Source organism: Myxococcus sp. CA039A, assembly GCF_013336645.1.
GTDB classification, from domain to species: Bacteria; Myxococcota; Myxococcia; order Myxococcales; family Myxococcaceae; genus Myxococcus; species Myxococcus llanfairpwllgwyngyllgogerychwyrndrobwllllantysiliogogogochensis.
In genome coordinates, this window is record NZ_JABUMQ010000023.1 from 1 (window position 1) to 13,278 (window position 13,278).

The following is a 13,278-nucleotide window of genomic DNA, read 5'->3' on the forward strand; positions in this document are numbered from 1 at the left end:
GGGGTGCGCTCATTCCGGGGTCTCTCCTATCAGGACGCGGAGTCTTGAATCCACCATGCACGAGGCCCGGGACGGATGTCTGTCTTTCCATCCAGACACCGCCGCTCATGGACACCTCGCGCGAGGTTGGGTCGACTACCCGACGAAGGGTGAGGCCTGACTCAGTCTGGATAGAACATCGGGTCCCGCGTGATGACGAACGAGGAGATGACGGAGGCCACCTCGTGCGGCAGTCCGGTGAACTGCACGCCCACCCCGGGCATCAGCTCCGGCATGCGGGGATTGGACTCGCGCACCCAGCGCACCACGCCCGTCACCTTCATGGGCCGGCCACCCGGCAGCGTGAAGTCCAGCTCCACCTGCGTGCCGCGAGGCACCGCGTCCACCGTGGCGATGAAGACGCCGCCCTCGCTGATGTCCATCGAGAAGCCGGTGAAGAAGTTGGAGTCGCTGCGCATGTCGATGGACGTGTGCATCCGCACGCGCCCGTTGCGCCGGGCCTCCTGGCCGTCCGCGCTCGCCGCTCCCCGCGCCGGGGGGGAGGGCAGCGCCAGGCCCTGGGACTTCACCGTGGCGGCGGCCTGCGCCAGCTCCGCCTGACGCACGCGAGCGGCCTCCTGCTGCGCGCGCGTGGCGGCCTCCTGTCGGGCCCGGGTCCGCGCGGCGCTGGCCTCCACCTGCTGCTTCAGCGCGGCCTCCGCGTCCGCCACGGCGCGTGACACCTGCGCGGTCTGCTCCTGCTGGATGCGCAGCGCGGCCTGCACCTCCGTCCCCATCCGCTTGCGCGCCTCCAGGGCCTTCTCGCGCGCCTCCAACGCCTTCGCGCGCGCGGCCTCCACGTCCAGGGACGGCACGCGAGCGGCCTGGAGCCTGGCCGCCTGCTCGCCCACCTGCGGGTCGGCGTCGGGTTCCTGGTGGGCACGGGCCAGCGCGGCGCGCACGCCGTCGAGTCGGGAGGTGAGGGCGGCGGTGTCGGCGAGGGCGCGCGTCACCTGCTCCGCGAGGCGGGACTCCTGGGCGGACAGCTCGCTCTCGGCGCGAGCCAGCTCGGCCTCACGGGGGCCCGACGGGGGGACGCGGGCGGCAGGGGACGGCGAGGTCATTCTTGGGACTCCAGAGGGCCGGCACTGTAGCAGGCTCCCCGGGAAGTCCACGCGCCCCTCGCGTGTGGGTCAATCCGCGCCCTTGATGCAGGCGACGGGCTTGAGGCGCCGGGCGACTCGGGCGAGCCCCGCCATCTCCACCGTCTCCAGCACGTCGTCCAGGTTCTTGTAGCAGGGGCCGGACTCGTCGAGCGGCGTCTGGCGGGTGTTGAGGATGATGCCGGACTCCGCCATGCGCGCGTCGGTGGCGCCCTGGTCCAGCACGCGCCGGGCCTCGCCTCGGGACAGGCGCCGGCCGGAGCCGTGGTTCACCGAGTAGATGGACTTGGACGCGCCCTCTTCGGCGAAGAGGATGGCGCTGCCGGTCTCCATGGAGCCTGGAATCAGGATGGGGTGGCCGGTGTCCTCCCACGTGGTGCGCTTGAGCGCGGGGTGGCCCGCGGGGAACGCGCGCGTGGCGCCCTTGCGGGCGACGAACTTCCCGGCCTCCTTCTGGATGAGGTTGTGGGAGATTTCGTAATAGACGCTCGCGGTGCCGCCGAAGACGTCCTCCAGCGCGGCGCACACGGCCTCACCGATGATGAGCCGGTTGGCCACGGCGAAGTTGGCCGCCATGTTGTGCAGGTTCCAGTACTCGCGGCCCATCGGGCTGTCGGCGTCGAGCCAGACGAAGTCCTCGCTGCGGCTCTTCAGGCCCAACTGGGCGGCGCCCTTGACGAAGAACGTCTTGGCGATGTTCCACCCGAAGCCCCGGCTGCCGGTGTGAAGCATCACCCAGACGCGGCCCTCTTCATCCACCTGCATCTCGGTGAAGTGGTTGCCACCGCCCAGGCTGCCCAACTGGCCGCGCTTCTCGTAGGCCCGGTCGGGGATGTCCACCCGGTCGTCTTCCACGGGGATGAAGTCGCGCTCGGTGATGGCGGAGCCTCGGCCCAGGGCCTTGGCGCCGTGGCGGACGACCTCCGCGAAGGCTCGGTCGGACACCTTGCGCTGTGCCTGCACGCGACTGGCGCCCACGCCCACGGCGATGCGGCGGGTGACCTGCTCAATCCACTGGCGGCGCTTCGCCGGATCCGCCACGTCCTCCGCGTTGAGGGACGTCTGGAGCTGCACCATGCCGCAGCCGATGTCGTAGCCGGCGGCGGTGGGCAGGAGGATGCCGTCGGTCTCCACCACGGTGCCGATGGGGACGCCGTAGCCCACGTGACAGTCGGGGGTGACGGCGACGCGGGTGACGCCGGGGAAGGACGCGGCGTTGACCACCTGGTCGAAGACGGCGTCCTCCATGCCGGGAAAGTCGGGGCCTTCGCCCCACAGGAGCTTGTCGGAGAGGAACAGGTCCGCGTCGACCTTCATGGTCTTGGTCTTCGGCAGGACGTAATGGCCTTCGGCGGCCTTTTCCAAACGCTGCTTCCAACTCATGGCTTTGACTCCCCTGACGCCCCTGGACAGGGGTGAACACGCGCGAGGGACGGGAGCGTCCGAAAGAAGCTGACCCGGGCGCCCGGGTTTGTCCGAGCCTCCGAGGATGCTGGGAGAGCGGGCGGGAAAGCGAGCGAATTTCCGGGGTTTTCCCTCGGAGAATGGGGGAGGGCGCCAGGGCGCGACGCGGTGCGTGGGTGGCGCCTGCCCCGGACCTTGGGACGATGAAGAAGGGCGGGTGCTGTTGCCGTCTCGACGTCGGCAACGCATCCTCGTGGTGGCCCCGAGGACTGGTTCGCACACCCGGACAGTCGACCGAAAGTCGGCTCGCGTGCGAAGCGCGGGAATTGGATCGGCCGAGGACTTGCCGCATTCCGGCTCCAGGCCCATCCATCTCCCATCCAGGCAGGGGGTGGGCGATGGGTTTCCTCGGTGGGATGTTCCTGGCGGTGGCGTTGCAGGCGGTGCCGGCGGATACGTTGGCGGGGCCGGTGTTCAATCCGTCGATCTGCGCGAAGAAGCGCGTCGATGCGTGCGGTTGTCACCACGTGTATGGGATTCGGCACTGCCATCCCAACCGGAAGGGTGAGCACTGCGAGGCGCCGGTGAAGGCGCAGGTGTCGGAGGAGAAGGCGGAGGCTCCGGTGCTGGAGAGCCGCGAGTCGGAGCCGGCGAAGACGACGGAGCAGGAGAAGGCCGCGCAGCCTCCGGCGACGCACGAGAAGAAGCGCTTCGACCCGAAGAAGTCCGTGCCGATGTAGCCCGCGAGCGCCGCGCAAGTCCTGGTGTGAAGGCTGGATGCGCCTCCGTGTCGTGGGGCGCTCCGCCAGACGCGTGTCAGCGACGGTGGGCGAGGATGCGCAGGCCCACGGGCTGGAGCGAGTGCTCGTCCAGGCGACGTTGCTCGACGGTGAGCAGGTGCTCGGCCACGCGCTCACCGGAGACGGTGTTGTCGTGGGCCTCGATGGCGCCTCTCGCCAGATAACGGAACAGATAGGGTCCGCGAGTCACCTGGGAGACCTCGAAGCCTCCGTCGCGGAGCGCGGTGAGCATCGCGGCTCCGGTGTGGAGTGGCTCGTCGTGGTGCTCGTGCTCGTGGTGCCAGCGCTCCAGGGGTGGCTCGGAGGGGGCGCCGTGTACGGCCTCGGCGGGAAAGCGTCCGGCGACGGCCAGCAGGTCCTGGGTGTCGTAGTACCAGCGCGCGGTGGTCTCGTCCGGCGCGGCCAGGTCGAAGTCATCCACGACGAGCACACCCCCGGGGACGATCAGTTCGCGCAGCCGCGCCACACTCGCTTCGAGCGGAGTGAGGTGGTGGAGGACGGTCACCGCGACGACGGCGTCGAAGGGCTGCTCGGAGGTGAAGCGCAGCAGGTCTGTTTCCTCGAAGCGGACGCGCGGTGAGCGTGGGGTGTCGCGCAGGCGAGTGTCGATGGCGACGACGTCATGGGCTTGAGCGGCGAGCTGACCCGCGAGGGAGCCGTCACCGCAGCCGACTTCCAGGACACGGCGCCGCGCGGAGAGGGCGGGAGCGACGAAGGCGAGCGTCTCGCGAAGGGTGAGGGGCGTCATGGCGGTGACGTGCATCGTGGTCGGCGGGGACCGCGAGGGGCAAGCTTCAGCGCCAGGATTCACGGCGGGGACCGGCGCACCGTGGAGTCGCGAGCGCGAGGGCAGGTCGGTTGCCAGGAGAGGTCGCCGAACCCGTTCGTGCTGCGCGGGTTGGCGGTGTCCGTGTCAGTGCGCGATGAGCGGAGTGGTGTCCGAGATGGGTTCGTCGCGGGGGTGTGAGGACACGTCTCGAGGGGGCAGCGGGAGGGACTCCGCGCGGCTCAACGACAGCGGTCCCTCGGCGCGGATGATGACCCAGTGGGACTGAGGCGAGACTCTCATCGCCACGCTGTTGGGGCTCAGCCATCGAAGCTCGGGCCGATAGGTCGCCACGGGCGTCACCGTCACGGGGCCACCGGTGGTCCAGAGACTCGCGCTCACCTCGACCTTGGGTGTCTCGCGAGGCACGGGAGCCGACGCGCTCACGGTGGTGTGCAGTGCCTGGGCGGGAGACATGGACGCGCTCGCGGTGGTGTGCAGCACTGTCGCGCGAGACAGGGGCGGGCTCGCGGTGGCGTGCAGCGCCTGGGCGGGAGACCGGAGTGCGTTCGCGGTGGCCGTTGCTGCCTGCGCGGGAGACAGGGGCGCGATTGTAGTGGTGCGTGGTGCCTGGGCGGGAGAAAGGGGCACGCTGCCGGTGGTGTGCAGTGCCTGAGCGGGAGACAGGGGCGCGATTGTAGTGGCGCGTGGTGCCTGGGCGGGAGACAGGGGCACGCTGCCGGTGGTGTGCAGTGCCTGAGCGGGAGACAGGGGCGCGATTGTAGTGGTGCGTGGTGCCTGAGCCGGAGACACGGCCGCGCTCATGGTGGCAGTTGCTGCCTGCGCGGGAGACAGGGGCGCGATTGTTGTGGTGCGTGGTGTCTGGGCAGGAGCCCGAGGTGCGCTCGCGGTGGCCGTTGATGCCTGCGCGGGAGACAGGGGCGCAATCGTAGTGGCGCGTGGTGCCTGCGCGGGAGTCGGGGTCACGCCTGTCCGCAGAGCCGTGGTGTCCCGTGCCGCGACGAGCGTCCCGCGCACCACGGGCACGGCGATTTCACGCGGCGCCTCCACCTGTCGTGGCGCGACAGCACCGCGCGGCGGAAACGAGCTCGGCATCGTCGGTGCGGAGGGCACGGGTGCCCGAGTCGCGGGCCCAGGTGGCTTCACCTTCACCGGCGCAATGGCCGGCGCCGAGGGCAGCGGCCCCGGCACTCGAGTCTCTTCCGCGGCTCGCAGCACGAAAGGAGGCGGCGGAGGAGGCGGTGTCTTCACTCGCGCGTCCGTGGCGCGCGGAGCCACCGCCACCGGGGCCTCGCTCACCGTGACGAGCCCCGCCGCGTGACTGTAGAGCCGCTCGTCCTCCAGCGCCGTCGAGGGCGGCAGCGACGCCTGTCCCATGCGCGTGAAGTCCGACAGGAGTACCGGGTCCCTCGGGTCCAGCTCCAGCGCCGCGCGAAGCGACGCGCGAGCCCGAGCCTCACAGCCCTGCGCGAGCAACAGCTCCGCCGCCGTGCGATACGACGCGATGGCGGCCTGCCGGTCCCCCGTGCGGCGACAGATTTCCGCGTGACGCACCCGCGCGTTCGGGTCCTTGGGCACCATCCGAAGGATGCGCGAATGGACCTCCGCGCATTCGGCGTACCGCTCCTGGACGAACAACAACTGCGCGGCTTCCTTCAACGCTCTCAACTGGGCCTGTGCGCGCTCGCTCATCGTCCTGTCCTCCGGAACGGATGCCCTGCGGGGGAAAGCAGGCGGCATGCCGTGGCGCCCGCGCACGCTCGAACGGTCCACTGTCCACCGGAGACACTGGCTCATGGCGCGAAAGCCCGTCTTCGAGCGAGCATCCACCGGGGACTCCGGGGTGAGGCGGGACGCGCATCGAGGCTCGCGACCTAAGGGAGAGCCTGTAGAAAAGGCGCCCCGCGCTGTAACAATGAAAGCCCGGTGTGTACCGGCGGTGGCCCATTCCGAGGTGTGCATGTCGAAGCAGCACAGCCGCTCGCACCTCTTCGTCCAGCACCTGCCGCCCGCCGCGCGTCGCTGCGCGGAGGTGCCCGGACTGGAGGCCCTGCTGGAGTCGTGGGTGTCCACCGGACGACACGCGTGGCCGGACGTGGTGCTTCCCGAAGAGGACTTCCTCCGCCATGTCGCCCAGCGGCTCGTGCCGGGCCAGGCGCCCGCGGATACGCTCGCCGCCGTGCCCGTGTCGGACCTCTATCTGGCCTGTGCCTGCGCGCGAGGACTGCCCGCGGCCCACGCAGCCCTGGAGCGGCACTTCTTCCCCAAGGTGGCCAGTGCCATCTCCCGGGTGCGGGGTGGTGGCGTGGACGCGAAGGAAGTGCTCCAGCAATTGCGTCAGCGACTCCTGGTCCCCGCCCAGGACGGCGCCGAGCCGAGAATCGCCGAGTACCAGGGAGGAGGTCCGCTGGCGGCCTGGCTGCGCGCGGCGGCGGTGCGGACGGCGCTCAACCTCCAGCGCGCGGAGGGCCGGCGTGCGCGCGCGGAGGAGGACGGGGACGGGACGATGTTCGAGCGGGTGGGCGAGGCCGGCCGGGACATCGAGCTGGACTACCTCCGCCGACGTCACCAGCAGGACTTCCGTGACGCCCTGTCGGGAGCGCTGGCGACCCTGTCCGCCCGGGAGCGCACCGTGCTGCGGCTGCACGTCGTGGACGGGGTGAGCCTGGAGTCCATTGGCGTCATGTACCGGGCGCACAAGTCCACGGTGTCGCGCTGGATGTCGCAAGCGAGGCAGACGGTGCTGGTGGGCGTGCGGGAGCGGCTCGCGGAGCGCCTCCAGTTGTCGTCGGGCGAGCTGCACAGCCTGATGCACGCGGTGCGCAGCCAGCTCGACATGAGCCTGTCGGGATTGCTGCGCGGCGAGCCCGGGCCCGGATAGGCCCAGAGGCGCTCTCCACTTTTTTCGCGGTCCGCGTGCAACACGTCACGGGGAGCGGTGTCACCGGAATGAAGGCGGGGCAAACGCGCCTCGGTTCACTCAAGGAAGGACACACCTCATGCGGAACGGACTGGTGGGATTCACGTTGATGGCGCTGGCGCTGGTGGGCACGAGCGCGGCGGCGGAAGAGCGCATCGAGCTCAAGCCGGGCGAGCAGCGAGTGCTCGACCTGAAGGACCTGACGCGGGTGGCGCTGGGAAACGTCAATACGGCGGAAGTGAAGACGCTGGGCAAGGGGCAGCTTGAAGTCACCGGCAGGGAGGCGGGCACCACGAAGCTGCTGGTGTGGAAGAAGAGCGGCGAGCGGCTGGAGTATTCCATCGTCGTGACGGACGGCGCCGCGAAGGAGAAGTAGGCCGCGCGGCGGGTGTGTCGTGGTGCATGGGGAGGAGGGCCCGAGTCCTTGCCGGGCCCCTCTCTCCTTCCTTCTGGGGGGGCGAGGTGGTGAAGATGCGACGCACGCACATGAGCCCGCTGCCCACTTCCGCGTCCCCGGCGTGTCCGGATGAGAACGCGCTCGCCGGCTTCGCGAGTGGCGTGTTGCCTCCGGCGGATGTTCCGGCGATGGCCGCGCACCTGGACGTCTGCGAGGACTGTCGAGCCCTGGTCGCCGCGGTGGCGGCAGAATCCTCCGCGCCGAATCCAGGCGGGCTGTCCCAGGGGCCCACGCGGCTGGACTCGAGGGTGCCATCCCCGGAAGGGGAGAAGCCGGGCGTCGCGGGAGAGCTCCTGCTCGAAGGGACGCGACTGGGGCCCTATGTCCTGCGCGAGCTGCTGGGCGTGGGAGGCATGGGCGTGGTGTACGCGGCGGAGGACCCGAGGCTGGAGCGAAGGGTCGCGGTGAAGCTGCTGCGTCCCCTCCGCGAGGGCATCGAGGGTGAGAATCGGGTGCGCCTGTCGCGAGAGGCGCAGGCGATGGCGCGCCTGTCCCATCCCAACGTGCTGCCTGTCTTCGAGCTGGGCTCGGTGGATGGACGGGACTACCTGGCGATGGAGTGGGTGGAGGGAACGACGCTCGCGGGCTGGCTGCGCGAGCGGGAACGTCCCTGGCGTGACGTGCTGAAGTTGTTCCTCGCGGCCGGAGCGGGGCTGGTTGCCGCGCATCAACAGGGGCTGGTCCACCGCGACTTCAAGCCGGCCAACGTGCTGGTGGGCAGGGATGGACGTCCTCGTGTGACGGACTTCGGCCTCGCCCGTCGATGGCGGCGCGAAGACAGTGATGCACGCGCCGCCGCCGAGGTCTCCACGACGACGCTGCCGCTCGCGACGGACCAGGAGGAGACCGCGCTCACGCGAGAGGGCACCACGCCGGGCACGCCCGCGTACATGTCACCCGAGCAGCGCCAGGGCAGGGCCGTGGACGCGCGAAGTGACCAGTACAGCTTCTGTGTCGCGCTCTACGAAGCCCTCCACGGCGAGCGTCCCGACAGGTCGTCGAAGCGGACCTCCGTCGAGGCTCGCGGCAAGAAGGGCCCCAGGTTGCCGGCGCACGTGCGGGCCGCGCTGGCGCGAGGGCTCGCGAGTGAACCGGAGGCACGCCACCCCTCGATGGAGGCCTTGCTCCAGGCGCTCTCCGGGCCCTCGTCCGTGAGCAAGAAGTGGCTGGGGGGCATGGCGCTCGTGCTGGTGGTGCTCCTCGGAGCGGGCACGTGGGCGCGGGCGTGGCTCCAGCCGGAGTTCGCTCCGAAAGAGAGCGAGGCCTTCCTGTCGGAGGTGGAGTCCGCGCGGAAGGCCAGCGGCAACGTCTTCTTCCCGATGCTGCTTGGGGAAGCGCGCAAGCTGGAGCTGCCCGGACTCAGTCGCGTCGCCATCGGGCGCTCGGACCTCGTCGAAATCCAGTCCGTGGAGAACGGGTTGCTGCTCACGCCGCTCTCCTCCGGCGCCACCCACCTGCTGGTCTGGACCCGCGATGGGAAGCGGGGCCTCTACACCGTGTCCGTCACGAGCCCCTGACCCACGCCTTCAAGACCACGACGCGGTGGACACGGGCCCGACGGGAACACCGTCGGGCCGCATCGTCACAGCCTTCGCGGAAGCTACGCGGGCCACGGTGACAGCATCTGCGTCTCGTACTTCCCAAGCAGGGCGTGCGTCGCGCGCGCCGCGGCTTCGACCTCGGCGTGGCCGAGTCCCTTGGGCAGCGTCGAGATGACCGTGGGGAACGCCCCGTCGAACACGAGCAGGTTCTCCAGCTCCAGCGGGTCGCTCTGGAGGTCGTAGAGCTCCCACTGGTCGGCGTGCTCGCCCGACGGGTCCCACGTCCGCGCGAGCTTCCAGCGCGGCGTGCGTACGCACCGGACGTGGTTGGGCTGGCACACCGCGCCGGGCTTGAGGTCCGGCACCTTGCCCGCCTTCGTGGTGCCTTCGCGCAGGGCGTCGACGGAGCGCGTGAACACGGCGAACAGCGCATCGTCATGCGCCTGGTGCGGGTCGCCGGTGTGCGGCAGCGTCTCCGTAATCTCGTCGTCGGTGATGAAGAGCACTCCGGCGCGAGGCGTGCCGTCGGGCTCCGTCACGGTGTTGGTCTCTCCGCGCGCCAGCGGGCTCAAGTCCGCGCCGACGAAGGGAGGCACCGGGCGGTGGAGTCGCAGGTCGGTGCGAATCGCGTCGAGCGCGGCGCCTTCGATGCCCGCGAGTCCCAGGAGCGTGGGCAGCACGTCCACGTGGCTGCTGAGCGCTTCAATCTGCCGCGTCTCCGGAGCGACGTCCTTCTCCACGGGGAACTGGACGACGAGGGGCACATGCAGCGCCTCCTGATAGGCGGTGTGCCACTTCTCCATCATGTAGCCGTGCGAGCCGGCGTACTCGCCGTGGTCGGAGAGGAACATCACGAGGGTGTTCTCGCGCAGGCCGCTTTCATCCAGCGTCCGCAGCACCTGGGCGATGTGCGCGTCCACCACGTGGATGAGCCACGTGTAGTACTGGTTGAAGCGCAGCGTGGACACGTCCGGAGCGGCCGTGAGCTGGAAGGGGATGCCCGAGTTGAGGGTGACGGCGACGGGGTCGATGTTCTCGTTCGCCTGATGCAGGACGAGCCCCGTCTTGGCCGCGAGCGCCAGGCCCATCTTGTATGCGTAGTCGCGCTGACAGCTCGGCTTGTTGACGAGCGAGTCGTGCACGTTGGGAGGCAGGTGCGCGTTCTCCTGCGGAAAGTCCTGGGGGTTGAGGAAGAAGGAGAGGCTCCCCGAGACGGGAGTCACGGAGCGCGCTGTCTGTGTCGGCACGTGCAGCGGACCGAGTGGGCGCGATTCGGAGTCCAACTGCCGGGGCAGGATGGGATACGTCGCGATGTCGTGGGGGTTGGTGAAGGACGCGACGGCGAGCCACGGCTGTGGCTCGGTGGAGGGCGCTTCGCCGAGCGGGGCCGTATAGGACTGCTGGGCGAGCGCGCGGTTGTAGGGCTGACCCAGCGCCATCCTGCGCAGGAAGGTGCAGGCCAGGTCCGCGAAGCCGATGTCGCGGAAGGTGCCCAGGTTGTTGACGGAGGAGCCGTGCGGCTCCGGATACGACAGCTCCCAGTCATCGAAGCCGTACTGCTTCAGCGAGTGGTCCGGTGGATTGCTGACGTGCCACTTGCCGAAGTAGTGCGTGTGGTAGCCGGCCTTCTGGAACCAGTGGCCGATGGTGGGAATCCCATCGGGCTCCAGCCAGGGGAACGCCGAGGCGTCGCCGCTCTTGAACAGGCCGTCCGTCTGCGTGACGCCGGTGCGCGTGCCGTACTGGCCCGTGTAGATGGCGGCGCGGCTGGGGGTGCAGGCCGAGGTCGCGATGGTGTGGTTGCGGAAGACGGCGGCGTTCTTCCGCAGCGCGGTGAAGCCGGGGAAGTACTTCCGGTAGGGATTGTCCTCACCGCCCTCGTCGATGAAGCCGAGGATGTCCTTGATGCCGGGAAGGAAGCCCCCCTCCGGGCCATAGGCGAACCGGGGGAACATCAGCTGGTCCACCGTCAGCAGGAGGATGTTGGGGCGCGAGGCTTGGGTCATGGGTTCTCCGGGACGCCAGGAGGGAGCAAGGCTGGCGCCCGGAGTTGCACCCACCGTGCCCGTGCGCGCGGAGCGCCTTGCTGTCCAAGGTCCGGGGGCCTCACCCGACGCGCGGCGTAGCGATGGAACGCGGCTGCGTTCGCCTCGGACGCGGCGCGCGGGAGAGGAGGGGACTCACGCCGTCGAAGCCTCGGTGCGGCGGTGGCCCGCGAACGGAAGCTCGGCCCGGTGACACGTCGTCCGTTCGCGGTCTTCGAGCCCGTGGTGCGGTCAGCGTCCGCCGCGCGGAGCCTGTCTCGCCTGACGCGGCGTCTCCTGGCCCAGCAGGCGGTATGCGCTCTGGCGGTGTTGCTGGAGCTGGGGCAGCAGGTTGTCGAGCATCGTCTTCAGCGCGGTGTTGTCGACGAACTGCTGCTGTCCGGCCATCACCTTGGCGATGACCACGTCATGGTCGCCCACCATGGCCGCCAGGAACGCGCGGTCGAACGCGGGGCCCTGGAGCGCCTGGAGCTTCTCCATCGTCGCGTGCTCCGCGCCCTGCATCGCCTTGGCGAGCGACGAGTCCGCCTTCGGCTCTCCCAACTGGAGCTTCTTCGTCTTCGCGAACGCGAGCAGGTTCTCATCGGCCTGTCCGTGCTCGCGCTCCATGCGGGCGCCAAAGTCCTTCACTCCCTTGGAGCTGCCGTTCTTCTGCGCGAGCTTCCCCATCTGGACTTCCATCTGGTTCGCGTGGTGCAGCTCCTCCAGGAAGGCCTTCTCCTCGGTGGGGATGGGCAGCAGGCCCTCGCGCATCCACTTCGCGGCCTGCGCGTCGGGCTGCCCGGAGCCGCCCGTGCCGGGCCAGGCGCTCGGGTCCTTCTGGATGTCTTCTCCATGGTCGATGGCGTCCGCCTCGCCCATGCGAATCATGCCCTGGCTGTCACCGGTGCCATTGTTCTGCGTCGTCGGTGTGTCCGACGCCTTCGCGTCCTGGTTGTCCTGCGCCCCCGCGGTGCCACCCAGCACCAGCGAACCCACGAGCATCCAACCGTGCCATCGCATCATCGCCAGCCTCCCGAGAGTGGAACTCCAGGAGGCAAGGTGGCGATGGGGAAGCGCCGGTGGCCAGGGAACACCAGGGGAGCGGACAGGGGCTCCGTCCCCGGAAGGGCCCCGAGCCTCAGGGCTCCGCGAGCAGGAACAGGGCGTGCGCGCTGGCGATGGGACGGGTGCGGTCGTCCTGCCAGGCCTCGACGCGGACGTTGGCCACGCGGCGGCCCTGGCGGGTGATGAAGGCGCGCGCGAAGGTGTCCTGCGCCTTGCCCGAGCGCAGGAAGTCCACGGTGATGGAGATGACCTTGGGCACGCGCGGCGTCTCCGTCTGGAGCAGCAGCTCGAAGATGGCGGACGACTCCAGGAGCGCGCCCAGCGTGCCGCCGTGCAGCGCGGGGATGAAGCTGTTGCCGATGAGCTTGGGCGTGTAGCGCATCCGGCAGAGCATCTCCCCGGCCAGGTTCTCCACGCCGATGCCCATGAAGCGCGTGTAGGGGATGGCGTCGGTGAGCTGGCCGTACTCGCGCGTCTTGCGCACGTGGTGCACCAGCTCGGCGAGGGCGGAGGGGGACTTGGCGTCACTCACGTCATTCCTCCAGCCGCATGAAGGTGCCCTGCGCGGAGGCCACCGGATTGCTCTTGTCACCCTGGTGTACGAGCGCGCGGACGAAGGCAATCTGTCGCGTGCTGCGATAGCACTCGGCCACGGCGATGAGGGAGACGTGGGGGCGGGCGGGGCGCAGGTAGTCGATGCGCAAATCCAACGTGACGAGCGGCTGGATGCGACCCAGCTTGAGGATGACGGCGGAGCCGCAGGCCGCGTCGATGAGCGTCGTGACGGCGCCGCCGGCGATGACGCCCGTCTCCGGGTTGCCGACGAGGAAGTCCGCGTAGGGCAGCTCGACGGTGGCCTCGGCGGGGCCGATGTCCAGGAGCTTCAGGCCCAGCGCGTGGTTGTGGGGGACGATGTCCGAGTAGAACAGGGCGGCGCGTTCCATCCGCTCGGCCTTGTCTTCGGGAAGGGTGAAGTCCGACATGGGGAGCGGATAACAGAATCAGGTCCGGATGGCGCGTGACGTTTCGCGTCGAGCCTTTGTCGGCCGCTCAGGAAGAGGGCTGCCCGGTCCCCTGTTCACGCTCGTCGAGCCTGTCTGCCCTGGGCCGGGTAGTCTCCCCGCCCCGCACGGCC

Annotated in this window: 12 protein-coding genes; 4 read left to right on the forward strand and 8 right to left on the reverse strand. The window is 69.9% G+C overall.

Going from position 1 to position 13,278, the window contains the following annotated elements:
• Nucleotides 1-161: 161 nt before the first annotated feature.
• The gene (locus HR086_RS05790) at nucleotides 162-1,103 is read right to left on the reverse strand and encodes a TIGR02266 family protein (RefSeq protein ID WP_174465077.1); all 942 of its coding nucleotides are present in this window, start codon (nucleotides 1,101-1,103) and stop codon (nucleotides 162-164) included.
• Nucleotides 1,104-1,172: 69 nt separating this feature from the next.
• The gene (locus HR086_RS05795) at nucleotides 1,173-2,525 is read right to left on the reverse strand and encodes an RtcB family protein (RefSeq protein WP_141641885.1); all 1,353 of its coding nucleotides are present in this window, start codon (nucleotides 2,523-2,525) and stop codon (nucleotides 1,173-1,175) included.
• Between the two features lie 419 nt (nucleotides 2,526-2,944).
• On the opposite strand from HR086_RS05795, the gene HR086_RS05800 reads away from it, so the two are divergent.
• Nucleotides 2,945-3,286: a hypothetical protein gene (locus tag HR086_RS05800; protein ID WP_174465078.1), complete on the forward strand. Its 342-nt coding sequence runs from the start codon at nucleotides 2,945-2,947 to the stop codon at nucleotides 3,284-3,286.
• Nucleotides 3,287-3,362: 76 nt separating this feature from the next.
• On the opposite strand, the gene HR086_RS05805 is transcribed toward HR086_RS05800, so the two are convergent.
• Together HR086_RS05805 and HR086_RS05810 are read right to left on the reverse strand one after the other, a co-directional pair.
• Nucleotides 3,363-4,094 (reverse strand): bifunctional 2-polyprenyl-6-hydroxyphenol methylase/3-demethylubiquinol 3-O-methyltransferase UbiG, encoded by a 732-nt coding sequence (locus tag HR086_RS05805; protein ID WP_174456036.1) that lies wholly within the window; start codon nucleotides 4,092-4,094, stop codon nucleotides 3,363-3,365.
• Nucleotides 4,095-4,259: 165 nt separating this feature from the next.
• Nucleotides 4,260-5,825: a bacterial transcriptional activator domain-containing protein gene (locus tag HR086_RS05810; RefSeq protein WP_174465079.1), complete on the reverse strand. Its 1,566-nt coding sequence runs from the start codon at nucleotides 5,823-5,825 to the stop codon at nucleotides 4,260-4,262.
• Between the two features lie 268 nt (nucleotides 5,826-6,093).
• Here HR086_RS05810 and HR086_RS05815 point away from each other — a divergent pair, with 268 nt between their 5' ends.
• The 3 genes from HR086_RS05815 to HR086_RS05825 all read left to right on the forward strand — a co-directional run bounded on the left by HR086_RS05815 (nucleotide 6,094) and on the right by HR086_RS05825 (nucleotide 9,027).
• Complete coding sequence (locus tag HR086_RS05815; protein WP_174465080.1) at nucleotides 6,094-7,014, forward strand: sigma-70 family RNA polymerase sigma factor; 921 nt, start codon at nucleotides 6,094-6,096, stop codon at nucleotides 7,012-7,014.
• Nucleotides 7,015-7,132: 118 nt separating this feature from the next.
• Nucleotides 7,133-7,429 (forward strand): pilus assembly protein N-terminal domain-containing protein, encoded by a 297-nt coding sequence (locus HR086_RS05820; RefSeq protein WP_174456033.1) that lies wholly within the window; start codon nucleotides 7,133-7,135, stop codon nucleotides 7,427-7,429.
• Between the two features lie 95 nt (nucleotides 7,430-7,524).
• The gene (locus HR086_RS05825) at nucleotides 7,525-9,027 is read left to right on the forward strand and encodes a protein kinase (RefSeq protein WP_254625170.1); all 1,503 of its coding nucleotides are present in this window, start codon (nucleotides 7,525-7,527) and stop codon (nucleotides 9,025-9,027) included.
• Nucleotides 9,028-9,110: 83 nt separating this feature from the next.
• Here HR086_RS05825 and HR086_RS05830 read toward each other — a convergent pair whose 3' ends face one another.
• From HR086_RS05830 to HR086_RS05845, 4 genes are all read right to left on the reverse strand, one after another.
• Nucleotides 9,111-11,057, reverse strand: coding sequence for a sulfatase-like hydrolase/transferase (locus tag HR086_RS05830; RefSeq protein WP_174456032.1), 1,947 nt, complete (start codon nucleotides 11,055-11,057; stop codon nucleotides 9,111-9,113).
• 270 nt (nucleotides 11,058-11,327) lie between these two features.
• Entirely contained in the window at nucleotides 11,328-12,101 is a 774-nt protein-coding gene (locus HR086_RS05835; protein ID WP_174456031.1) for a DUF4142 domain-containing protein, read from the reverse strand.
• A gap of 115 nt (nucleotides 12,102-12,216) precedes the next feature.
• Nucleotides 12,217-12,675 (reverse strand): PaaI family thioesterase, encoded by a 459-nt coding sequence (locus HR086_RS05840; RefSeq protein ID WP_141641894.1) that lies wholly within the window; start codon nucleotides 12,673-12,675, stop codon nucleotides 12,217-12,219.
• A gap of 1 nt (nucleotide 12,676) precedes the next feature.
• The gene (locus HR086_RS05845; RefSeq protein WP_254626201.1) at nucleotides 12,677-13,087 is read right to left on the reverse strand and encodes a PaaI family thioesterase; all 411 of its coding nucleotides are present in this window, start codon (nucleotides 13,085-13,087) and stop codon (nucleotides 12,677-12,679) included.
• Nucleotides 13,088-13,278 lie beyond the last annotated feature (191 nt).

Coding starts and splice junctions, on each gene's coding strand:
- HR086_RS05845 (WP_254626201.1), bottom strand. CDS start 13,087: ATGGAACGCGCCGCCCTGTTCTACTCGGACATCGTCCCCCACAACCAC.
- HR086_RS05830 (WP_174456032.1), bottom strand. CDS start 11,057: ATGACCCAAGCCTCGCGCCCCAACATCCTCCTGCTGACGGTGGACCAG.
- HR086_RS05825 (WP_254625170.1), top strand. CDS start 7,525: ATGCGACGCACGCACATGAGCCCGCTGCCCACTTCCGCGTCCCCGGCG.
- HR086_RS05820 (WP_174456033.1), top strand. CDS start 7,133: ATGCGGAACGGACTGGTGGGATTCACGTTGATGGCGCTGGCGCTGGTG.
- HR086_RS05795 (WP_141641885.1), bottom strand. CDS start 2,525: ATGAGTTGGAAGCAGCGTTTGGAAAAGGCCGCCGAAGGCCATTACGTC.
- HR086_RS05815 (WP_174465080.1), top strand. CDS start 6,094: ATGTCGAAGCAGCACAGCCGCTCGCACCTCTTCGTCCAGCACCTGCCG.
- HR086_RS05810 (WP_174465079.1), bottom strand. CDS start 5,825: ATGAGCGAGCGCGCACAGGCCCAGTTGAGAGCGTTGAAGGAAGCCGCG.
- HR086_RS05835 (WP_174456031.1), bottom strand. CDS start 12,101: ATGATGCGATGGCACGGTTGGATGCTCGTGGGTTCGCTGGTGCTGGGT.
- HR086_RS05805 (WP_174456036.1), bottom strand. CDS start 4,094: ATGACGCCCCTCACCCTTCGCGAGACGCTCGCCTTCGTCGCTCCCGCC.
- HR086_RS05790 (WP_174465077.1), bottom strand. CDS start 1,103: ATGACCTCGCCGTCCCCTGCCGCCCGCGTCCCCCCGTCGGGCCCCCGT.
- HR086_RS05800 (WP_174465078.1), top strand. CDS start 2,945: ATGGGTTTCCTCGGTGGGATGTTCCTGGCGGTGGCGTTGCAGGCGGTG.